This is a genomic window from Tabrizicola sp. YIM 78059, assembly GCF_004959785.1.
Taxonomy (GTDB): domain Bacteria; phylum Pseudomonadota; class Alphaproteobacteria; order Rhodobacterales; family Rhodobacteraceae; genus Tabrizicola; species Tabrizicola caldifontis.
This window is the reverse complement of the sequence record NZ_SJZH01000006.1, coordinates 105,566-127,638: the sequence shown is the minus strand read 5'-3', so window position 1 is coordinate 127,638 and position 22,073 is coordinate 105,566. Positions and strand designations below refer to the sequence as shown.

Annotated in this window: 21 protein-coding genes; 11 read left to right on the top strand and 10 right to left on the bottom strand. The window is 66.6% G+C overall.

Features of this window, described 5'->3' with window-relative positions; all coding sequences use genetic code 11:
* Positions 1–12: 12 nt before the first annotated feature.
* The 6 genes from EZM81_RS18435 to EZM81_RS10030 form a co-directional block, all read right to left on the bottom strand.
* On the bottom strand, positions 13–159 hold the full coding sequence (locus EZM81_RS18435; protein WP_211195400.1) for a hypothetical protein: 147 nt from the start codon (positions 157–159) through the stop codon (positions 13–15).
* 70 nt (positions 160–229) lie between these two features.
* Positions 230–1,252 carry an aspartate-semialdehyde dehydrogenase gene (locus tag EZM81_RS10050; protein WP_135449652.1) on the bottom strand — a complete coding sequence of 341 codons (1,023 nt, stop codon included), beginning with the start codon at positions 1,250–1,252 and terminating at the stop codon, positions 230–232.
* Between the two features lie 99 nt (positions 1,253–1,351).
* Positions 1,352–2,542, bottom strand: a complete 1,191-nt coding sequence (locus EZM81_RS10045; protein WP_136645612.1) for an MFS transporter — start codon at positions 2,540–2,542, stop codon at positions 1,352–1,354.
* Positions 2,543–2,622: 80 nt separating this feature from the next.
* A complete protein-coding gene (locus EZM81_RS10040; protein ID WP_248298187.1) occupies positions 2,623–3,300 on the bottom strand; it encodes a fumarylacetoacetate hydrolase family protein in 678 nt (225 codons plus the stop codon).
* A gap of 1 nt (position 3,301) precedes the next feature.
* The gene (locus EZM81_RS18545) at positions 3,302–5,260 is read right to left on the bottom strand and encodes a serine hydrolase (protein ID WP_371685736.1); all 1,959 of its coding nucleotides are present in this window, start codon (positions 5,258–5,260) and stop codon (positions 3,302–3,304) included.
* Between the two features lie 192 nt (positions 5,261–5,452).
* Complete coding sequence (locus EZM81_RS10030) at positions 5,453–6,160, bottom strand: HAD family hydrolase (RefSeq protein ID WP_136645611.1); 708 nt, start codon at positions 6,158–6,160, stop codon at positions 5,453–5,455.
* A 111-nt stretch (positions 6,161–6,271) separates the two neighbouring features.
* On the opposite strand from EZM81_RS10030, the gene clpS reads away from it, so the two are divergent.
* From clpS to EZM81_RS10015, 3 genes are read left to right on the top strand one after another with little or no spacing between them, the layout of a single operon-like run.
* Positions 6,272–6,607 carry an ATP-dependent Clp protease adapter ClpS gene (gene clpS / locus EZM81_RS10025; protein WP_167850969.1) on the top strand — a complete coding sequence of 112 codons (336 nt, stop codon included), beginning with the start codon at positions 6,272–6,274 and terminating at the stop codon, positions 6,605–6,607.
* 45 nt (positions 6,608–6,652) lie between these two features.
* Entirely contained in the window at positions 6,653–7,633 is a 981-nt protein-coding gene (locus tag EZM81_RS10020; RefSeq protein ID WP_136645610.1) for a class I SAM-dependent methyltransferase, read from the top strand.
* 9 nt (positions 7,634–7,642) lie between these two features.
* Complete coding sequence (locus tag EZM81_RS10015) at positions 7,643–8,455, top strand: SDR family NAD(P)-dependent oxidoreductase (protein WP_135449661.1); 813 nt, start codon at positions 7,643–7,645, stop codon at positions 8,453–8,455.
* A gap of 266 nt (positions 8,456–8,721) precedes the next feature.
* Here the strand turns inward: EZM81_RS10015 and EZM81_RS10010 are convergent, their stop codons facing one another.
* Positions 8,722–9,114 (bottom strand): hypothetical protein, encoded by a 393-nt coding sequence (locus tag EZM81_RS10010; RefSeq protein ID WP_135449663.1) that lies wholly within the window; start codon positions 9,112–9,114, stop codon positions 8,722–8,724.
* Between the two features lie 76 nt (positions 9,115–9,190).
* On the opposite strand from EZM81_RS10010, the gene hemF reads away from it, so the two are divergent.
* Entirely contained in the window at positions 9,191–10,057 is an 867-nt protein-coding gene (hemF, locus tag EZM81_RS10005) for an oxygen-dependent coproporphyrinogen oxidase (protein WP_135449665.1), read from the top strand.
* A 2-nt stretch (positions 10,058–10,059) separates the two neighbouring features.
* Complete coding sequence (locus tag EZM81_RS10000; RefSeq protein WP_135449667.1) at positions 10,060–10,419, top strand: hypothetical protein; 360 nt, start codon at positions 10,060–10,062, stop codon at positions 10,417–10,419.
* 22 nt (positions 10,420–10,441) lie between these two features.
* On the opposite strand, the gene EZM81_RS09995 is transcribed toward EZM81_RS10000, so the two are convergent.
* On the bottom strand, positions 10,442–10,999 hold the full coding sequence (locus tag EZM81_RS09995) for an NADPH-dependent FMN reductase (RefSeq protein WP_135449668.1): 558 nt from the start codon (positions 10,997–10,999) through the stop codon (positions 10,442–10,444).
* A gap of 509 nt (positions 11,000–11,508) precedes the next feature.
* On the opposite strand from EZM81_RS09995, the gene smc reads away from it, so the two are divergent.
* The 6 genes from smc to EZM81_RS09965 all read left to right on the top strand — a co-directional run bounded on the left by smc (position 11,509) and on the right by EZM81_RS09965 (position 20,969).
* Positions 11,509–14,964 (top strand): chromosome segregation protein SMC, encoded by a 3,456-nt coding sequence (gene smc / locus EZM81_RS09990; protein WP_136645609.1) that lies wholly within the window; start codon positions 11,509–11,511, stop codon positions 14,962–14,964.
* Between the two features lie 243 nt (positions 14,965–15,207).
* Positions 15,208–16,458 carry a sarcosine oxidase subunit beta family protein gene (locus EZM81_RS09985; protein ID WP_136645608.1) on the top strand — a complete coding sequence of 417 codons (1,251 nt, stop codon included), beginning with the start codon at positions 15,208–15,210 and terminating at the stop codon, positions 16,456–16,458.
* A 12-nt stretch (positions 16,459–16,470) separates the two neighbouring features.
* Positions 16,471–16,755, top strand: a complete 285-nt coding sequence (locus EZM81_RS09980; protein ID WP_135449674.1) for a sarcosine oxidase subunit delta — start codon at positions 16,471–16,473, stop codon at positions 16,753–16,755.
* On the top strand, positions 16,752–19,691 hold the full coding sequence (locus EZM81_RS09975; protein ID WP_136645607.1) for a sarcosine oxidase subunit alpha family protein: 2,940 nt from the start codon (positions 16,752–16,754) through the stop codon (positions 19,689–19,691). Before EZM81_RS09980 ends, EZM81_RS09975 begins: the two co-directional genes overlap by 4 nt.
* Positions 19,684–20,238, top strand: a complete 555-nt coding sequence (locus EZM81_RS09970) for a sarcosine oxidase subunit gamma (protein ID WP_135449678.1) — start codon at positions 19,684–19,686, stop codon at positions 20,236–20,238. The genes EZM81_RS09975 and EZM81_RS09970 overlap by 8 nt, the downstream gene beginning before the upstream one ends.
* Positions 20,239–20,309: 71 nt before the next feature.
* On the top strand, positions 20,310–20,969 hold the full coding sequence (locus EZM81_RS09965; RefSeq protein ID WP_135449680.1) for a helix-turn-helix domain-containing protein: 660 nt from the start codon (positions 20,310–20,312) through the stop codon (positions 20,967–20,969).
* A 131-nt stretch (positions 20,970–21,100) separates the two neighbouring features.
* Here EZM81_RS09965 and EZM81_RS09960 read toward each other — a convergent pair whose 3' ends face one another.
* Positions 21,101–21,376: a hypothetical protein gene (locus EZM81_RS09960; RefSeq protein ID WP_135449682.1), complete on the bottom strand. Its 276-nt coding sequence runs from the start codon at positions 21,374–21,376 to the stop codon at positions 21,101–21,103.
* Complete coding sequence (locus EZM81_RS09955) at positions 21,373–22,047, bottom strand: hypothetical protein (RefSeq protein ID WP_136645606.1); 675 nt, start codon at positions 22,045–22,047, stop codon at positions 21,373–21,375. The genes EZM81_RS09960 and EZM81_RS09955 overlap by 4 nt, the downstream gene beginning before the upstream one ends.
* Positions 22,048–22,073 lie beyond the last annotated feature (26 nt).

Sequence of the window (22,073 nt, the reverse complement as noted above, 5' to 3'; positions counted from 1 at the left end):
GAAAAGACGAGGTCAAACGAGAAGCCGCTCGTCGATGACTGCGTCACTCCACGCCTTGCGGCTCTCGGTGTGTTTCACGGCCAGAAGCATCAGATCCCGCAGCACCGCACCCGCAGTCTCGTCACGCGCGCGGCACAGCGCCACGAACTGCCGCCACAAAACTTCGGCGCAATGGAAAAAGGGTCTCGGCCATGAACCGAGACCCTCGCAAGGAAGGATCAAGAAACCCTTAGCCCTTCTTCAGGACCTTCTGGCCCAGAAGCTCGGCGATCTGCACGGCGTTCAGCGCAGCACCCTTGCGCAGGTTGTCGCTGACGCACCACAGGTTCAGCCCGTTCTCGACGGTCGAATCCTGCCGGACGCGGCTGACATAGGTCGCATATTCCCCCACGCATTCGATTGGGGTGATGTAGCCGCCGGGTTCCCGCTTGTCGATCAGCATTACGCCGGGTGCCTCGCGCAGGATGTCCTGGGCCTCCTGCCAGTCGAGGAACTCCTCGGTCTCGATGTTGATCGCCTCGGAATGGCCGACGAAGACCGGCACCCGGACGCAGGTTGCCGTGACCTTGATCGAGGGGTCGAGGATCTTCTTCGTCTCGGCCACCATCTTCCATTCTTCCTTGGTCTCGCCGCTGTCCATGAACACGTCGATGTGCGGGATCACGTTGAAGGCGATCTGCTTGGTGAACTTCTTCGGCGGCACCTCGGCGACCGGGTTATAGACCGCCTTGGTCTGTTCCCAAAGTTCGTCCATACCTTCCTTGCCGGCACCCGAGACCGACTGGTAGGTGGCCACCACCACCCGCTTGATCTTCGCCCGGTCGTGCAGCGGCTTCAGCGCCACCACCATCTGCGCGGTCGAGCAGTTGGGGTTGGCGATGATGTTCCTGTTCTTGTAGCCGTGGATCGCATCGGCGTTCACTTCCGGCACGATCAGCGGGATCTCAGGATCGTAGCGGTAAAGCGACGAGTTGTCGATCACCACGCAGCCCGCCGCGGCGGCCTTGGGCGCATAGATCTTGGTCGCCTCGGACCCCACGGCGAACAGGGCAATGTCCCAGCCGGTGAAGTCGAACGTGTCCAGGTCCTTGGTCTTGAGTGTCTTGTCGCCGAAGCTGACCTCGGTGCCCAGAGATTTGCGCGAGGCCAGCGCGGCGATCTCATCGACCGGGAACTCGCGCTCGGCGAGGATGTTCAGCATTTCGCGGCCCACGTTGCCCGTGGCACCCGCGACGACGACCTTGTAGCCCATCGGGGTTCTCCTTGTCCGCCCCCGCCCTTCGGGGACGGGCGGCCCATAGCGCAAGGCGCGACCGCAGAAAAGCGGATTCGACAGGTTCCGCCGCCGGTATCAATCAGTGCGGTCGCGGGAGAACAGGTAGATCAGCAGACCCGCCGCTACGAACAGCGTATAGAACCCGAAAAGGCCGATGTACGGTGTAACCGGCGCAGCCGGAGTGACCCCGTCTACAGGCAGGGCCAGTGAGGCATGAATACGCCCGGTCACAACCTGCAAGACCCCGGCCGAGCCGATGCCGCAGAGGTTGATCAGCGCCACGCCCCTTCCCGTCAGCTGCGGCGGCAGGAAAGCGCGGCCATGGCCGATCACGATGGGAAAGGTCGCTCCGAAGAAGCCGACGCCCACGAACATCGCCGTAGCCAGCACCGGCCCGGTCGCAGGCGTCAGCCAAAGTGCCGCAAGACAGGCCAGGGTCAGCGCGTTGCCCGTGAAGATCACCCATTTCCGCGTGCCGAGCCAGCGGTCCAGCGGCCCATAGGCAAAGCTGCCCGCCACCATTGCCAGCCCCATCCACAGGCTTGCAACGCCGATCTCGGGGCGGGAATAGCCGTGGACATCGGCGAAATAGGGGCCCAGCCACAGCCCGCGTAGCCCCGCCGCAGGGGCATAGCAGACCACCATGATTGCGAAAATCGGCCAGAGTGCGGGCATCTTCAGCAGCGTCAGGTAAGACCCGCCCGCGCCGCGTTCCGCCCGCGCAGGATCGCGCACCAGTGCGGCCACGACCAGGCCGGTCAGCCCGGTTACCGCGGCCAGCGCCCAGACCGTGCCGCGCCAGCCGAAGGCTTCGACCGCCAGGGTCAGCGGCAACGAGGCGCCGATGTTGCCCAGGCTGCCTATCCCGATCGTCGCGCCCGCCAGCGTTCCGAATACGGCCGGCGAGAACTGCCGGGCAAAGATGAAGTAACTTGCCATCAGGACAGGAGAGCAGCCGACCCCGATCAGTGCCATCGCCACAGTCAGTGTCGCCGGTGAGCCGGCCGCGGCGAACAGCCCGGCCCCCACCGCCCCGACAATCAGCGCGGCGGCAGCCGTCAGCCGGGGACCAATCCGGTCCAGCGCCTCGCCCACCGGAATCTGCATCAGCGCGAAGGCCAGGAACCAGGCGCCCGAGGCAAAGGCCAGGTCTGCCTTGGTCGCGCCAAGGTCGGCCTCAAGCACCGGGGCCAGCACCGCCAGGAAGGCCCGGTAGAACTGGCTGAGGACATAGGCGAAGACAAGGGCGGCAAGGCCGGCGCGCATGACGTGCTCCCGGGAAGGTGGCAGCGGTTTTCGCAAGGGTTCCTGGCAGCTGCAAGTGCTGTTCAGCCGTGGTGCTGCCTTCAGGCGATGGTCACGGTGGCCGATTGCAGCCCGTCGATTTCCACCTTGCAGGTATCGCCGCGGTTGAGCGGACCGACGCCCGCTGGCGTTCCGGTGAAGATCAGGTCGCCGGGGCTGAGGCTGACCAGGCGCGACAGGGCCGCGATGATCGCGGCGGGTGTCCAGATCATGTCCGACAACCGCGCCTCCTGCCGGGTGGTGCCGTTCACGCTGCAGCGAAGCGAACCATCGGGCAGGGCACCGGGCCGGATCGGGCCGACGACGGCCGACTTGTCGAAACCCTTGGCCATGTCCCAGGGGCGGCGGTTCGCCTTGGCATCGGCCTGAAGGTCGCGGCGCGTCAGGTCGTTGCCGGCGGCATGGCCCCAGATCAGGTTCGGCGCGTCCTCTTCCGGGACCATTGCCCCGGCCTTGCCGATGGCAAGCACAAGTTCGCCCTCGTGGTGCAGGTTTGTCGTTGCCATGGGGTAGGGGATGCGGCTGCCCGATTCGACCACCGCATCCCCCGGCTTTGTGAAGAAGAAGGGGGATTCGCGTTCCGGCTCGCCCCCCATCTCGCGGCTGTGTTCGGCATAGTTGCGGCCGACGCAGAAGATGCGGCGGACAGGAAAGCGTTCCTGCCGCCCGGTCACCGGCAGCGTGACGGTGGGAAGGGCGGGAAAGACCAGTGCGACCAATTCAGCCTCCCACGGTTTCGCAGGGCACGGCCCGGGCCCGCAGGCGGCGGCAAGCCAGCTGCGCCTGATCCTCGGTCAGCCCCAGAAAGGTTGCCCGCCACTTGCCTCCCGACTGGGTGGTCTTGCGCAGGCCTTCGTTCAGCGTGGCGCTTTCGGCCAGTGCGGTCTTCAGCAGCGCCTTCTCGGCATCATAGCGCGAGGCGAATTCACCGACGTTCACCCCGAAATGCCGCCCGCCCGAGGTGGACATGACGACCACGACCTCTTCCGCAGGCTCGGAGGCCTGTTCTTCGGCCATTTCGACCGTGTCGAAGATCGGGGCCTTGCGGGCTGGTGCCGGCGTCATGGCATCGCCCGGCGGAAGGTGGCTTGCAGCGGCAACGGTTTCGACCGCAGTCACCTCGCTCAGGACGGGATCTTCCAGCGAAAGGCCCGGATCGGTCACCACCAGTTCGGGCTCCGCTGCTGCAAGCAGGATGTCCTCGACCGGTGGCGCGGTTTCGGGCAGCGCAAGGTCGGGCTGCGCCGCTTCGGCAACGAGTGCCTCGGTAGCACGTGCGGGCAACTCGTCAATAGCAGCAATCTGTGCCTCGGCCTCGATCAGGGCAGGCTCTGCCGCGGCCATATCCGCGGCGGTCTCGGGGCGCGGCATCGGACGGATTGCGGCAAGCCCCGGATCGGCAGGAGCAGCGTCCGCGACAAGCAGCGCGGCCTGAGCGTCGAGCGTGCCGGGCTCGGGCGCGGCCTCGGCAAGCCGGGTCTCGGGCAGCGCCGGCGGTTCCGGATCAGCAAGTGGCCCGGTTGCGGCAAGGCCGGTCGGGGCCGGTGTTTCGGCGGGCGGCGCACCCATAGCCATGGTTTCGGCCTGGAATTCCAGCGTGCCTTCCGGCGCGGGCGTGGAGGTCGCTTCGGCCAGTGCACCTTCGATCCCGGCTGCCATCGCGATCGTCACCTCTTCCGGCACGGTCGGCTTTTCGGGCCGCGCCTTGGGCCGCAGCGACCGTCGGACCTCACCCGAGATCCTTACCGTCTTGCCTGCGCCGCCTGCGGCGTCGATCTCGTCGATCTCGTCCGCGGCCGAGGCGATCAGCGCGTCGGGCGGCAGAGGGGCCGGGGCGACGGGGGGCTGTTCGCGGACCCGGTTCTTCGCCGCGCCAAAGCCGATGTCCATCAGTTCGGCCATCTTCGCGTTGCGCTGCGCCGTCGAGGTGCCGCCGAAGATGGTGGCGATGATATGCTTGTTGCCCCTGCGGGCCGAGGCCGTCAGGTTGAAACCGGCAGGGCCGGTGTAGCCGGTCTTGATCCCGTCCGCGCCTTCGTAGCTGTCAAGGAACCGCGTATTGGTGTTTCTGACCGTGGCGATGCCCGCATCGGCCGTGCGGCGCGAGAAAATGTTGTAATACTGGGGGAAATCATAGAACAGATGCCGCCCCAGCACGTTCATGTCATAGGCCGTGGACAGGTGCCCCTCGGCCGTCAGGCCGTGGGCATTGCGGAAGGTGGTGTCGTTCATCCCCAGCTGCCGCGCGGTGCGGGTCATCCGCTTGGCGAAGGTGACATGGTCGCCGCTGACCGCGTCGCCCAGCGCCGCCGCCGCATCGTTGGCCGACTTGATCGCCGCCGCGCGGATCAGATAGCGCACCGCGATCTTCTGTCCGGGCTTCAGGCCAAGGCGCGAAGGGGGCTGTGCGGCGGCATATTTCGACACGGTCACCATGGTGTCCAACGACAGTCGGCCCGCTTCCAGTTCCTGAAAGACGATGTACAGGGTCATCATCTTGGTCAGCGAAGCCGGATGCAGCCTTGTGCGCGCGTTCTTCTCGTAAAGGATCTCCCCGGTCCGTGCGTCCATGACGATGGCCGCGAAGGGGGCTGCCTGAACTGGTGATGTCACCACGAAGGCAACCACCACAAAAGCCAGAAAGATCGTGTGAAATACCCGCCCCAGAAGCGATGCCACGTCGCCCACCCTTTGCCTGCTGGCCCGGTTTTCCGGTGCCGTTTTCTGCCTCAACCGAAAGGCTAACACAGCAAACTGCATCCGAAAACCCAAAAATACCAATGGGTTTCAGGCATCAGTTCATCCAGTTGCAGGGATGCTGCACTTTCCGGGGCGCAGACCCATATCTTGAGCCCCAAAGGCAACGCAAGGCTAGGGGTTGCGCGCGGGTTTCAGGCTTTCGACAAGGTCGGGCAGGGCGCCCAGGTGGGGCAGTTCGTGAAACCGGCGATGGTTTGCCGGGGGCTCGGCGGCCTCCAGCGCCCAGGTCAGGCCGTGCGGCACATGCACGCCCCAGGCGCCTGCCTCAAGTGCAGGGATCACATCTGATTTCAGCGAGTTGCCCACCATCATCGCCTGGTCCGCCCCCGTCCCGTGCCGGGCGAAGATCGCGCGATAGGCGGCCTCGGTCTTGTGGCTGACGATCTCTACCGCATCGAACAGATCGCCCAGCCCCGACTGCGCAAGCTTGCGTTCCTGGTCCAGAAGGTCGCCCTTGGTGATCAGCACCACGCGATAGTCCGCAGCCAGGGCAGTTACCGTGGCGCGCGCATGTGGCAGAAGCCGGATCGGATGCTCCAGCATCTCGCGTCCCGCGGCGATGAGTTCGCCGATCACCTTTGCCGGGACGCGGCCCTCGGTCACTTCGATCGCGGTCTCGATCATTGACAGGGTGAACCCCTTAACCCCGAAGCCGTAATGGCCCAGGTTCCGCCGTTCCGCCGCCTCCAGCCGCTCTGCCAGGTGCTCTGGCGCGGCATGGTCGGCCAGAAGCGACATGAACCTCTCCTGTGTCAGGCGGAAGAACTCCTCGTTCTGCCACAGCGTGTCGTCGGCATCGAACCCGATCGTGGTCAGCATCGGCCCCCCGTTCACCGGCCCGAAAGCGGCCCCTTTTCGCCCGGGCAAAAAAGGCTATATTTCGCACACCAGTTGCAACCCCCGAATCCGAAGGAGCGACCACAGGTGTCGATGCGCCCCCTTATCCTGTCCGGCAATACGGATGGCAACGGGCCGGACACATCGCTTCTGACCAAGCCCAAGACGAAAACCCAGCGTCCTCCGCTTTACAAGGTGCTGTTGCTGAACGACGACTACACGCCCATGGAATTCGTCGTCCATGTGCTGGAGCGGTTCTTCGGCCTGAACCATGCCCAGGCCTTCGACATCATGCTGACGGTGCACAAGAAGGGCCTCGCCGTCGTCGGCGTGTTCAGCTTCGAGGTGGCGGAAACCAAGGTCGCGCAGGTGATGGACTTTTCGCGCCGCCACCAGCACCCCCTGCAATGCACGATGGAAAAGGAATGATCCATCGCCCCGGCATAAGGGGTCAGGGGGCCTAGGCCCCCGCTCATGCGATCCGCCCGTCTGGACATGGCGCTGGAAACCGGCGCGCTTGCCCTTCCGCCCGAGGGACGGATCGCCGTCTATCGCCCGCGGATCGGCGATGACCTGTCGGCCCTGCCGCAGGATCGTGTGGTGGTGTTGACTGGCTTCAAGCCAGACCACGACCATTTTTCCGCCCGCTACAGTACGACGCCGGCCCCGCCCTATGCCGCCGCCATCGTCTGCCTGCCCCGCTCGCGCGAGGCGGCCCGCGCGCTGATCGCCCGAGCCGCCGCCGAGGTTGCGCCGGGGGGCTGGGTGGCGGTGGACGGGCAGAAGACCGACGGAATCGACGCTGCACTCAGAGAGCTGCGTGCCCGGGTGGACCTGTCCGAAAGCCTGTCGAAGGCGCATGGCAAGCTGGCCAGTTTCCGGGTGGGGCCGGATCTGTCGGACTGGCTGCCGCGGCCCGCGACCGTTCAGGGTTTTCAGATCCTTCCCGGTATCTTCTCGGCCGACGGACCCGACCGGGGCTCGATCCTTCTTGCCGGCGCCTTGCCGGCGAAATTGTCCGGCAAGGTCGCCGACCTTGGCGCCGGCTGGGGCTATCTTGCCGCAGAGATCCTGAAGCACCCTGGCGTCAAAAGTCTTGACCTGGTCGAGGCCGAGGCCGACGCGCTGGCCTGCGCAAGGGCCAACATCACAGATCCCCGCGCCCGGTTCCACTGGGCCGATGCAACCGGCTGGCGGCCCGATACGCTGCTGGACGTTGTGGTGATGAACCCGCCCTTCCACACCGGGCGCGAGGCTGATCCCAGGCTGGGCGAGGCCTTCATCCGCGCAGCTCGCCGGATGCTGACCCCTGGCGGCAGCCTGTGGCTGGTGGCGAACCGTCACCTGCCGTATGACGCATCCCTGTCCGAATGCTTCCTTACCCACGAAGAGGTAGCCGGCGACAGCACCTTTCGCGTGATCAATGCCACCAGGCCCAGACGGGCCAATCCCTAGAGGCACTGCATGACCTTTTCCGTTTCCGGCAAGACCGCCATCGTCACCGGCGCCGCAGCGGGCCTGGGCCTCGCCATCGCCCGGCATCTGGTGGACAAGGGCGCGAATGTCATGTTCGCAGACATCGATGAAGCCAGGCTGGAAGCCGAGGTGGGCGAGGAAGCCCGCGCGGAAGGCCCGATCCGCATGTTTGTGGGCGATCTGTGCGAAAAGCTGACCATCGCCAACCTTCTGTCGGCCACGCTGGATGCCTTCGATCGGGTTGACATCCTGGTGAATGCCAACCGGCGGATGGCGGTGTCGAACCCGCTCAACCCCGAGGAGGACGCGGTCGAGGATCTGCTGCGCCAGAATGTGATGACGGCGCTGCGAATGTCGCAGCTTACCGCCAGGCGGATGATCCAGCATGCCGAACGCAATGGCGTGGAAGAGGGTGCGATGCTGGGTTCGATCATCAACATCTCGTCGATCACCGCACAGGCGACCCGCCCCGAACTGCTGGCCTATTCCATGGCTGCGGCAGCCATGGACCAGATGACCCGCTCGCTGGCCGTGGCGCTGGCGTCGAAGGGAATCCGGGTGAACGCCGTCGCCTTCGGCAGCGTGATGAGCGCAAGCCTTCAGGCGGCGCTGAAGGAACATCCCGGTTGGCGCGACCAGATCGCCGGTACCACGCCGCTGCGCCGCATCGCCGCAGCATCCGAGGTGGCCGAGGCGGTGCAGTTCCTTGCCTCTGATGCGGCAGGGTTCGTAACCGGGCAGGTGCTGACGGTGGATGGCGGTCGCAGCCTGCTGGACGCCGTGGTCCCGCCTGCGCATTGAGGCCCGGCCAACGCCTTCCCGGCCGACTGCGTCGCCTTCGTCGGAGCAATCGAGGCGAGGAGTGACGCAGGCATCGACGCGCACTTCCTGCGCGTTGGGCGGCCAGCTGCGCACAGAGCGGGGAGGCGCAATGACGCCACCCGCCTTACGCAGACAGCCAGCCGTTTACCCTGGTTGACGCCGCCTGCGTATCCACCGCACCTTTCGGCAGGATGGCCGTCACCTTGGCCTGACCGGACCGCGGGCAGACGCCCGCGCGAGGGATGTCACTCCGGGTATTGCGCCTTGCACTGGGCGATCACCGCTTCGGCCGCAAGGGCCAGCTCCTTCCGTTTGGACTTCAGGCTTTCCAGCTTTGCAGCCTCGGCATTCAGGTCGATCGCCTTCGGGCGCTCGACTGTCCGCGGGCGTTCCTTCAGGCAGGGGCGAGGCTTCAGCAGGGTCTGACCATCAACTGTCACGGACGTCAGGCAGGTATCCCAGGCTACATCGTATTCCGTAATTGTTTCAATAGCATAGCCGCGCTTAAGGTTGCCTTCGGTCTCGGCGATCAGCCGGTCCACCGTTCGCAGATCGCGCGTGCCGCGATTGATGCACTGTTCCTGCGGGGTGCCGCAGGCGAACAGAAGCAGCGGCAGGGCAAGGGCAATGCGTTTCATGCAGGCCTCCGCTCCGGGTGGAAAGCGTCGCGCCGGGGTGCTAGGCATGGCGCTGTCAACAGGTGGAGACACAAGGATGACTGATCCCTTCGACAGCCGCAAGGCCCGCGCCGCCGAGTGGTTCCGCACCTTGCGCGACCTGATCGTTGCCGCATTCGAGGGGCTGGAGGATCGGGTTCCCGGCGAAGGCGCTGCGGGCCGGTTCGAGGTCACCCCCACCACCCGGGCAGACAATGGCGGCGGCGGGATCATGAGCGTCATGCGCGGTGGCCGGGTCTTTGAAAAGGTCGGGGTCAACTGGTCTGAAGTGCATGGAATCCTGGGAGAAAAGGCCCAGCGCGCCATGGCTGCGCGGGGTGTGCCCGGCATGGACCGCGACCCGCGATTCTGGGCCTCGGGCATCAGCCTGGTGGCGCACATGCAGAACCCGCATGCCCCGGCCGTGCACATGAATACCCGCATGTTCTGGACCCCCGGCGCCGCATGGTTTGGCGGTGGGTCCGACCTGAACCCGGCCATCGAATATGCCGAGGACACCGCGCATTTCCACGCCACGATGCAGGCCGCATGCGACGCGCATTCGCCGGATTACTATGCGAAGTTCAAGGCTTGGGCCGACGAGTATTTCTTCGTCCCTCACCGTGGCCGGGCCCGGGGCGTCGGCGGGATCTTCTACGATGATCTGGACACCGGCGACTGGGAGGCCGATTTCGCCTTTACCCGTGCCGTGGGCGAGGCTTTCCTTCCCGCCTTCCTGCCCCTGGCCGAGAAACGCGCCACGATGCCTTTCACCGAGGCCGACCGGGAAACCCAGTTGCGCCACCGCGGACTCTATGCCGAATACAACCTGGTCTATGACCGCGGCACGAAATTCGGGCTGGAGACGGGTCATGACGCCAACGCCGTACTGATGAGCCTGCCACCTGTGGCCAAGTGGTATTGAGCATGGCAGACATCACCATCCGTGCGCTTTACGGTTCGGTTGTCGAGGACGAAGGCCAGCTTTTCGTCGGCTTCGCGGCGGGCGAGGACGAGGCCGAGGGCTATGTGATGTTCCGTCAGCCCCTTGAAGGCGGCCCGGTCTGGTTCGAGGTCGATGACGAGACCTTCGGTGCGGAAGAGGCCGTAGCGCAGGTCGTACGGGGGCCGCAGGGCCTGGAGATCACGCTGAGGCCCGATCAGGCAGCAACCTTTGGCTGGGCAGAACGCATCGCCGTCCGGATCGGCCCGGATTGCGAAGACGCCGAACCCGCCCTTGCCGCGCTGCGCGACATGCTCGGGTCGCGGTGGCGGGATCAGGTCTGAGGCAGGGTCTGCCTTCCGGAAATCAGGTGATTTCCCCCGGTTTGCCGATGGCAGCCTCGGCGCGCAGGGCCTGCATCAGCTCGTCCAGCGCCTTGCGGTAGCGCGCGTCGATCAGGCGGCCCTGCGGGTCGAATGCGCTGCTGGAGTCGGCCACCAGAACCTCTGGACCGGTCAGCAGGCGGGGGCGGAACGGGGTCAGCATCAGACGCAGGGCAAACTGGCTGCGGTCACCTCCGCCCCGCCCGTCGGCGGCCGAGACTATCGCCACCGGCTTGTTGCGGAACGGTGCGCCCCTGGTCCGACTGACCCAGTCCAGAGCGTTCTTCAGCACACCGGGCGGAGCCTTGTTGTATTCCGGCGTGGCAATCACGATTGCATCCGCCTCGGCGATCTGGTCGGCAAGTGCCTGGACCGCGGGCGGGATCCCGCTGGCGTTCTCGAGATCGCCGTCATAAAGCGGCAGACGCAGGTTTGCCTCGGTATGCCGGGCCTCGCCGAAGGCACGGCGGGCCTCGGCAAGCAGCAGTCGGTTGGTCGAGGCGGCGCGCAGCGCACCGGGGATGCCGAGAAGGGTAAGCATGCAGAACTTTCCGCTGTCGAAACGCAGTTAGGGCCATTGGTCGTGCCGGGCAAGTCCGGGTCGAACAGGGGCGCTGCGCAGGGTCACGGCCGGAAAGCCCGCCGCACGAAGTGTGCCGGAAAGGCGGCAGCGACCGCCGTCCCGACCATGCCCCCGCCGCCGAATGGGCCGGCGCCGCGCGCCATCGGAAAGGCACGGGAGGTGCCAACGCGACCGGTGGCGAATTTCGGTGCGCGCGTCGTTCGAAGTGCAGGAACGGCCGCGAAGCCCCGGTCCATGGCTGGCACCGGAACCTTGCCTGTCCGTTACCGCCCCGGAAATGGCCTGCAACATGCCGGTAGCGGCAAATCCCCATCGGTCGCAACGCGATTTGCGCAGAAAGCACACGCGCGAGGAATGCGCGCAACATCTTGGGGATAACGGGCAAGGTCCGGCCAGATCGTGGGGGCTTGGGTTGACTCTGGCCAGGTGCGGCCGGAACATCTGGCAAAGCGACTCGTGAGGTTTCCTTGCGCCTGACCCGGCTGCGGCTGAACGGCTTCAAAAGTTTCGTCGACCCCACGGATCTGGTGATCCACGAGGGGCTGACGGGAATTGTTGGCCCAAACGGCTGTGGCAAGTCAAACCTGCTGGAGGCCCTGCGCTGGGTCATGGGCGAGAACCGCCCCAGCGCCATGCGCGGCGGCGGCATGGAGGACGTGATCTTCAACGGCGCCGCCACCCGTGGCGCGCGGCATTTCGCCGAAGTGGCGTTGGTGATTGACAACTCCGACCGTCTCGCGCCGGCCGGTTTCAATGATGCCGACCAGATCGAGATCGTGCGGCGAATCACCCGGGATGCGGGCTCGGCCTATCGTGCGAACTCGAAGGAGGTCCGCGCGCGCGACGTGCAGATGCTGTTCGCGGATGCCTCGACCGGGGCGCACAGCCCGGCGCTGGTGCGCCAGGGGCAGATTTCCGAACTGATCAACGCCAAGCCCAAGGCCCGCCGCCGCGTGCTTGAAGAGGCCGCCGGGATCAGTGGGCTTTACGCGCGCCGGCACGAGGCGGAACTGAAACTTGCCGGCACCGAGGCGAACCTGACCCGCGTGGACGATGTGCTGGAACAGCTGGCGCAGCAGCTGTCGGTGCTGACCCGGCAGGCCAAGCAGGCCGCGCGCTACCGCGAGATTTCCGAAGAATTGCGCAAGTCCGAAGGCATGCTGCTCTGGCGCCGCTGGCGCGAGGCCGACGAGGCGCGCGCCCAGGCCGAGGCCGTGCTGCGCGAACGCCTGATCGCCCAGCACCAGGCCGAGGCGGCGGCGCGTGCAGCGGCCAAGGCGCGCGAGGCGGCCGAGGACGCCCTGCCGCCCCGGCGCGAGGAAGAGGCGATCGCCAGCGCCATCCTGCAGCGCCTCGTCCTGCAACGCGACGCACTGGGCGACCAGGAGGCCCGCGCCCTGGCGCAGATCGACACGCTGAAGGGCCGGATCGAGCAGCTGACCCGCGACATGGAGCGCGAGGCGGGCCTGAACCGCGACGCGGGCGAGGTGATCGAGCGGCTGGAATGGGAGATCGAGCAGCTGGCCCGCGCCCATGACGGGCACGACGAAAGGCTTGCCGAAGCGGTGGAGGCCGCGCGCGAGGCGGGCGCCGTGCTGGCCGAGCGCGAGGCGGCGCTGGCCGAGCTGACCGAGGATGCAGCTCGGCTGGCGGCGCGGCACCAGTCAACCCAGCGGATGCTGGCCGACACGCGGTCGGTGCTCGACCGCGCCGAGGAGCAGGCCGCCGCAGCCCGCGAGGCGGTGGCCGCCGCGACCGGGGCGCTGGAAGCGGCGGGCGAGGCCTTCGCGGCCGCCGAAGAGGCGCAGGAAGCCGCCGTGGCCGAGACAGAGGCGACCGAGGCCGCGCTGGAAGAAGCCGAGGCCGCCCGGGCCGAGACCCAGGGCCGCGAGGCCGAAGCCCGCGCCGCCCGCTCGGCCGCGGAAGGCGAGGCTTCGGCGCTGCGGGCCGAAGTCGCGGCGCTGGCGCGGCTGGTAGAGCGGGAATCGCAGGCAGGCCATCAGCTTCTCGACCGGCTTGAGGTGGAGCCGGGCTATGAAAAGGCGCTGGGCGCGGCCCTGGCAGACGACCTTCGCGCCCCCGAAGTCGGCGGCGATGCACGGTCGGGATGGGCCGTGCTTCCCCCCTACGACGATGCGCAACCCCTGCCCGCCGGGGCCGAGCCGCTTGGCGCCCGGGTGAAGGCCCCGGCGGTGCTGGCGCGGCGCCTGTCACAGATCGGTCTGGTCAGCCGTGAACAAGGCTTCCAGCTTCAGGCGGACCTGCGGCCGGGGCAGCGGCTGGTCAGTCTCGAAGGCGATCTCTGGCGCTGGGACGGCTTCCGCGCCGGGGCCGAGGACGCCCCCTCGGCGGCGGCGCTGCGCCTGCAGCAGCTCAACCGCCTCGTGCAGCTGAAGCGCGATCTGGAAGAGGTCGCCGCCCGCGCCGATGGCGCCCGGCAGGCCCATGAGGCCCTGCAGGCGCGGCTTCAGGATCTCGCCACCGCCGACCAGCGCGCCCGCGAAGCCCGGCGCGCGGCGGATGCGCGCCTGGCCGAGGCGAACCGGGCGCTTGCCCGGGCCGAAGCCGACCGCTCGATTGCCGGGGGCAAGCTGGAAGCGGCGAAGCTGGCCGTCAACCGCTTCGAGGACGAGGCGATGGCCGCCCGTGCCCGGCTGAAGGAGGCCGAGGCGGCCATGGCCGATCTGGGCGATCTGGACGCCGCGCGGGGGGCGGTCGAGGCCGCGAAGATCACCGTCGAGGCGGCACGCATCACCATGATGACCCGCCGCTCGGCCCAGGACGAGCTGCGCCGCGAGGGCGAGGCGCGGGTGCGGCGCCGGCAGGAGGCGGTGAAGGAACTCTCGGGCTGGAAGCACCGGCTGGAGACCGCAGCGAAGCGCACCGAGGAACTGACCGAACGCCGTGCCGAGACCGAGGCGGAACTGGCCGAGGCGATGCTGGCACCGGAGGAAATCGCCGCCCGGCGCGACGAGCTGGTCGAGGCCATCGCCGAGGCCGAAGAGCGCCGTCGCCGCGCCGCCGATGCCCTGGCGGAGGCCGAGGGAAGCTTGCGCGACGCGGCCATGGCCGAACGCGAGGCCGAACGCCTGGCCGGCGAGGCCCGAGAGGCCCGCGCCCGTGCCGAGGCCCGGCTGGATGCCGCGCGCGAGGGCGTGGCGCTGGCCGCCGAGCGCATCGCCGAGGAAGACGACCGGACGCCGGACGAACTGCTCGCTTCCCTGCGCACCGACCCCGACAAGATGCCCGACGCCGAGACGCTGGATCACGAGGTGATCCGCCTGAAACGCCAGCGCGAGGCCCTGGGTGCGGTGAACCTGCGCGCGGAAGAGGACGCCAGGGCGGTCGAGGCCGAATACGACGCGCTGGCCGCCGAAAAGGCTGATCTCGAAGAGGCGGTGAAGAAGCTGCGCGCCGGGATCGCGGGGCTGAACAAGGAGGGGCGCGAGCGGCTGCTGACGGCCTTCGAGCAGGTGAATGCCAATTTCTCGACGCTTTTCACCCATCTCTTCGGCGGGGGCGAGGCGCGGCTGGTGCTGGTCGAGTCCGACGATCCGCTGGAGGCGGGGCTCGAGATCCTCTGCCAGCCGCCCGGCAAGAAGCTGGCGACGCTTTCGCTGCTGTCGGGGGGCGAACAGACGCTGACCGCGCTGGCGCTGATCTTCGGGGTGTTCCTCGTCAATCCCGCGCCGATCTGCGTGCTGGACGAGGTGGACGCGCCACTGGACGACGCCAACGTGACACGCTTCTGCGACCTGCTGGACGAGATGACCCGCCGGACCGAGACGCGCTTCCTCATCATCACCCACCATGCCGTGACCATGGCCCGGATGGACCGGCTGTTCGGGGTGACGATGCAGGAACAGGGGGTCAGCCAGCTGGTCTCGGTGGACCTCAAGAAGGCCGAGGCACTGGTTGCTTGAGTCGCGCTTGACCGTTCTGCCGGTCATCGGAAACGGGCAGAACAGGTGATGGGGCGACGCCCCCTGTTGCGCTGCCCGGATCTGATTCCCCTTCACGATCCTGCGTCTTGGCGGGTGCAATGCCGATCGGGGCTGCGGCAGATGCAGCCGATGGATGATGGCAGAATCGGACGATCCTTTGGCGAAAACGAATGAGTTTTCCCGACTTGCTGCCCCTAGAACAGGGCAAACAGGAGGTCGGGCGTGCGCTATTCCGGATTTCGGGTCATTGCCGAGGCACTTACGGGGCACAAGGGCTGGAAGCCGGTCTGGAGAGATCCGGCACCCCAGGCCGAATATGACTACATCATCATCGGCGGTGGCGGGCACGGACTGGCCACCGCCTACTACCTTGCCAAGGAATTCGGCCAGTCGCGCATCGCGGTGCTGGAGAAGGGGTATCTTGGCGGCGGCAACGTCGGCCGCAACACGACGATCATCCGGTCGAACTATTTGCTCGACGGCAACGAGCCCTTCTACGAGTTCAGCCTGAAACTGTGGGAGGGGCTGGAGCAGGATTTCAACTACAACGCCATGGTCAGCCAGCGCGGGATAATCAACCTGATCCACACCGACGCCCAGCGCGATGCGTTCACCCGGCGTGGCAATGCGATGCGGCTGCATGGCGCGGATGCCGAACTGCTCAGCCGCGAACAGGTGCGCAAGATGTATCCCTGGCTGAACTTCGACAACGCCCGCTTCCCGATCAAGGGCGCGCTGATGCAGCGCCGGGGCGGAACGGTGCGGCACGATGCTGTGGCGTGGGGCTATGCGCGCGGTGCCGACATGCGCGGCGTGGATCTGATCCAGAACTGCGAAGTCACCGGCATGCGGATCGAGAATGGCCGCATCAAGGGGGTAGAGACGACGCGCGGCTACATCGGCGCGAAAAAGGTAGGCGTGGCGGTGGCCGGGTCGTCCTCGAAGGTCATGGCACATGCCGGGATGCGCCTGCCGATCGAGTCCCACGTCCTGCAAGCCTTTGTTTCCGAAGGTTTGAAGCCACTGATCGACGGCGTGATGACCTTCGGCGCGGGGCATTTCTACGTCAGCCAGTCCGACAAGGGCGGCCTTGTCTTCGGCGGCGACATCGACGGCTACAACTCTTATGCTCAGCGCGGCAATCTGCCGGTGATCGAGGACGTGGCCGAAGGCGGCATGGCGCTGATGCCGGCCATCGGGCGGGTGCGGCTTTTGCGCACCTGGGGGGGGATCATGGACATGTCGATGGACGGCTCTCCCTTCATCGACAAGACCCACATCGAGGGCCTCTATTTCAACGGTGGCTGGTGCTACGGCGGGTTCAAGGCGACACCCGCCAGCGGCTGGTGCTTCGCACACCTTATGGCAAAGGACGAGCCGCACAAGACCGCGACCGCCTATCGGCTCGACCGTTTCCTGAAGGGCCGGATGATCGACGAAAAGGGCCAGGGTGCCCAGCCGAACCTGCACTGAAGGCATGAACGAATGATCATTCACCATCCGATTCTCGGACCGCGCGACGCGCAGGAATTCGTCTATCTTGGCGACGCATCCCTGATCGACCGCCCCGACGGCATGACGGCAGGCATCGAGGAATTCCACGAATACCTGTACCAGCGCACCAACCCGGCGGGCGAACACCGGGAGCTCTGGTATCACGAACAAGGCGACCGGTCGTGGCTGGTGGTCACGCGCAACACGGTGACGCACGAGATCACGAAGGTCGAACTCGCCCGGGACGTGGCGCGCAGCAGGGGACGGTCGAAATGAGCCAGTCGCATCGCATTCCCGGCGGCCAGATCGACCGGACGAAGACGTTCCGGTTCACCTTTGATGGCTTGCCGTACACGGGCCATCCCGGCGACACCCTGGCTTCGGCGCTGCTGGCCAACGGTGTGCGGCTGATGGGGCGCAGCTTCAAGTATCACCGCCCGCGCGGCCCGATCTCGGCCGGGTCGGAGGAACCCAATGCCCTTGTGGAACTGCGCAGCGGTGCCCGGCAGGAACCGAATACGAGGGCCACGGTGGCAGAGCTGTTCGATGGCCTGACCGCCAACAGCCAGAACCGCTGGCCGTCGCTGCGCTTTGACGCCATGGCGATCAACGACCGGCTGAACGCTTTTTTCGCCGCGGGGTTCTATTACAAGACGTTCATGTGGCCGAAATCCTTCTGGGAAAAGCTGTATGAGCCGATCATCCGCCGCGCGGCCGGCCTTGGCTCGGTCACGCGGGAAGAAGACCCGGATGCCTACGACAAGGGCTTCCTGCACTGTGAGCTGCTGGTGATCGGTGCGGGGCCGGCCGGGCTGATGGCGGCGCTGACAGCGGGGCGCGCCGGCCGCCGGGTGATCCTGGCGGACGAGGATTTCCGCATGGGCGGGCGGCTGAACGCCGAGACTGTCGCGGTGGGCGGCATGCCGGGCGCTGACTGGGCGGCGGCCGTGGTGACCGAGCTGTCAGCGATGCCGAATGTTCGTCTGCTTTCCCGCACGACGGTCATCGGCGCCTTTGATCACGGCATCTACGGCGCGGTCGAGCGGGTGTCGGATCACCTGCCTGTCCCGCCTGCGGGTAAACCGCGACAGATCCTCTGGCGCATCTACACGCGGCGGGCGATCCTTTCCGGTGGGGCCACCGAACGCCCCATTGCCTTTGAAAACAACGACCGCCCCGGCATCATGCTGGCAGGTGCGCTGCGGGCCTATGCCAACCGCTGGGCGGTGAAGGTGGGCGAGAGGGTTGCCGTATTCACCAACAACGACGACGGCCTGCGTACCGCGACGGACCTGCAAGCCCGCGGCGTCGATGTCGTCGCGGTGATCGACAGCCGCGAGGGGGGCGAGATGCTGTCGGGCGTCCGCCACTTGCGCGGGGCGCAGGTGATCGACACCGCTGGCCGGCTGGGGCTGAAGGCGATTACGGTCCGCCAGGCGAATGGCGCGACCGAGACAATCGCGGTCGATGCCTTGGGCGTGTCGGGGGGCTGGAACCCGAACGTGAACATCCATTCGCATCATCGTTCGCGCCCGGTTTGGGATGCCGGGATCGCCGCCTTCATTCCAGGCCCCGAAGGCCCCCCCGGCCTTCTGGTCGCGGGTGCAACGGCAGGGCTTCTGTCCACCCATGCCGCGCTGCGCAGCGGTCGGGATGCGGCGCTGGCTGCGCTGGAGCTTACCTCCGGTCCTGACCTGCCTGAGGCCGAGGATGCCCCGGTGCGGATCACCCCGCTCTGGCACGTCTCCCACGGCAAGGGCCGGGCCTGGATCGACCAGCAGAACGACGTGACGGTGAAGGATGTCAAGCTGGCGAAGCAGGAAAATTTCACCAGCGTCGAACATCTGAAGCGTTACACCACGCTGGGCATGGCGACCGACCAGGGCAAGACTGGCAATGTCATCGGTCTGGCGATCATGGCAGAGCTGACCGGCCGTTCGATCCCCGAAACCGGAACCACGATCTACCGCCCGCCCTATACGCCGGTCGCAATGGGCGCGCTGGCCGGGCGGTCGCGCGGCAAGGAATTCAAACCCTACCGCCTGACCCCCAGCCATCACTGGGCCAGGGAACAGGGCGCGGTCTTCGTCGAGGTCGGCAACTGGCTGCGCACCCAGTGGGTGCCGAAACCGGGCGAGACGGAATGGCGCCAGTCTGTGGACCGCGAGGTTCTCGCCACGCGCCGCTCGGTCGGCATCTGCGATGTGACCACGCTGGGCAAGATCGACATCCAGGGCACCGACGCGGGGGCCTTCCTCGACCGGGTCTATGCCAACACCTTCTCTACCCTGCCCGTCGGCAAATGCCGCTATGGCCTGATGCTGCGCGAGGACGGGATCGTCTTCGACGACGGCACCACCGCGCGGATGGGCGAGCATGAATATGTGATGACCACCACCACGGCCAATGCCGTGACGGTGTTCCGGCACCTGGAATTCTGCCGCCAATGCCTCTGGCCCGAGATGGACGTGCAGCTCATCTCGACCACCGAGGCCTGGGCGCAGTTCTCGGTCGCGGGTCCCAATGCGCGGAAACTCCTGGAGAAAGTCGTCGATCAGGACATCAGCGATGCCGCCTTCCCCTACATGGGCGCGGGCAACATCACCGTCTGCGGCGGCCTGCGCGCACGGCTGTTCCGCATCAGCTTCTCGGGGGAACTGGCCTACGAGATCGCGGTGCCCACCCGCTATGGCGACGCGCTTCTGCGCGAGATGCTGGCGCGCGGGGCAGAATTCGATCCGGTCGTCTACGGCACCGAGGCCCTGGGCGTGATGCGCGTCGAGAAGGGCCATGTCGCGGGCGGCGAGTTGAACGGCCAGTCAACCGCGCTGAACATGGGTCTGGGCAAGATGGTGTCGAGGAAGAAGGACTCCATCGGCATGGTCCTGTCGCAGCGCGAGGGGCTGACCGACCCGGACGGCTACCGCCTGGTGGGCGTCAAGCCGGTGGATCCGAACGGCAAGCTGACCGCAGGCAGCCATTTCCTGGAAAAGGGCGCCGCGGCGGTTGCGGCGAACGACGGGGGATGGCTGACCTCCAAGGTCTATTCGCCGCATCTCGGCCACGATATTGCGCTGGGCTATCTGAAGGCAGGCGACCGCAAGATCGGCCAGCGGATGCGCGCGGTGAACCTGCTGACCGGGCAGGATACCGAGGTCGAGATCGTGAGCCCGCATTTCTTCGATCCTGAGGGAGGACGCCTCCGTGGCTAGTTTGCAGGCAATGACGGCGCTGGGCGCGCGTGAGGCGGCGATGGTGACAGTGGGTTCTGTCACGATCGCCGAACGGGTGGATGTGGCGCTGGCCTCGGTCGCGGCGCGGCGGGGGCATGATCTGCAGCCGGCTGCGAATGCGGCCGGTGTGCCCCTGCCGGGGCCCGCTCGGTACCAGAGTGGCACACCCTACAGCGGCTTCTGGGTCGCGCCCGACATGTGGTTCGTCGAGGCTCCCTTCGCTACGCATGAACTGATCGCAGACCATCTGAAAGCTGCCTTCGGTGCGGCGGCCAGCATCACCGAACAGACGGATGCCTGGGTGGTGTTCGATCTGGCCGCCCCTGACCTGGCGCCCTTGATGGAACGACTGTGCAATGTCGATTTTGCCGGGGTGAGCGATGGCCACGCCACCCGGACGGTGATCGAGCATCTGGGCTGCTACCTGGTCAGGCAATCGCGCGGCAATCTTCGCCTTTACGGGCCGCGATCGTCGGCGCAAAGCCTTCTGCATGCCCTGGAGGCTGCGGCACTATCGGCTTGCTGAGGGTTGCGCTTGATGTGAGGCGTGTTTCCCGGTAGTGAAAAAGCTGTATCAGTAACTTCCGGGAAGTGCCCATGTCAGACGGCAACGCCGGCCCCCCGCTTCCGCGCGGCAAGCCCGCCTTCGATCAGGATCCGCACCGTGTGCGTGAGATCAGCGAGCGCAATCTCGAGGCCGCGATCGGCCGCGAGGTGCGCAACTTCCGCCGTCAGCAGGGGATGACGGTGGCGGATCTGGCAGCCGTTACGGGCCTGTCGATCGGGATGCTGTCGAAGATCGAGAACGGCAATACCTCGCCGTCACTGACCACCCTGCAGGTTTTGAGCCATGCCTTCTCGGTGCCGCTGACTGCCTTCTTCCGCAGTTACGAGGAACGCCGTGACGCCCAGCATGTGAAGGCCGGAGAGCATCTGGAAATCGAGCGTCGCGGCACAAGGGCGGGTCATCAGTATCATCTTCTCGGGCATATCGGGTCGAACTCGTCCGGCGTGGTGGTCGAGCCCTACATCATCACGCTAAGCACGCAAAGCGACGTCTTCCCGACCTTCCAGCATGAGGGGCTGGAACTGCTCTACATGCTGGAAGGTGAAGTCGATTACCGCCACGGTGACCGGGTCTATCCGCTGAAGCCGGGGGACAGCCTGTTCTTCGACGCCGATGCGCCGCACGGCCCGGAGGTTCTGGTGAAACTGCCGGCGCGCTATCTGTCGGTGATCGCCTATCCGCAGGGGTAAGCCTGGTCGGAAGACAGTCCACTGGACTGTCTTCCCTGCAAGCGCCGTGGCAAGCTTGTCGGGGAGGGGGCGGCTTTGGGTGCGAGCACGTCTTGTCCCCGCAGAGCTTCAAGCCGCGACGGTAGCCGAGGTCATCCAGGATCGTTGCGGTGCTGCCAGACCGCATGGCGGATGCGGGCAACCTTGTAGGCATCCAGCACCGCCATCGCCCAGACGAACAGCGCGCCTGACACCTTGCCGACAAAGGATACATCCGGCGCTGCGGTCTTGAGCGTGAAGCCACCCAGAAGCACGGCGAAGCAGACGAAGATCAGCCCCCGCACCGGCTGGCGGTTCAGAACCTGGCCCATGCCGGGCAACAGCAGGGCAACGGCAAGAACGATGTAGGGGTGCAGCGGCGGTTTCATCGGGGCTCTCTCAATGCCAGCACATCTTCCCGGATCGTGGCCAGTCTGTCGAGCACCGGCGCCAGCCGGGCAGCGGGCAGGGGTGTGCGGCCCATCTCGGCCTCACGAAAGATGAGATAGCGGCCGCGGTCGGCCTCTTCCGCAAGGATCACGATACGCAGGCCGTTCGGAGAGATCAGCAGTTCCTTGACGCGCCGATCGTCAAACAGGTCGGCATGGCGACGGATCAGGCTTTCGGGCGGCACCTGGGCTGCGTCGTCGGTGCGGATCGCCACCTCTTTCGCCAGACCTGGCGGTGTCGGTAACGTCTGGGGCAGCGAGGCGAAGCGGGTGAAGGGTTCGTTCCCGGACGGGCGGGCCATCAGATCGATCGTTGCGTTCAACGGCAAAGCCTCGGGCAGGGTGACCATGACCCACAGCGCGGGCAGCTTGCGGAACGTCAGGGTGTCGGGCAGCGCCTGAAGGTCGAAGGTCAGGCCGTCACGGCGGCCGATCAGGCGGGCAAAGCCGGTAGGTTGCAGCTGCACTTGCCCGCCTTGGAACAGGGTTTTCACCGCGTCGAAATAGGCAGCGCGGGCCGAATCGCGGGCCCGGGTTTCGCGTATCAGACGAAGGGCGAGCCACAGGCCGAGGATAGCAAGGGCAATACCGAAAGGGATAAGCGGTGACATCGGAATTGGCCCGTCCCGTGGGGGCG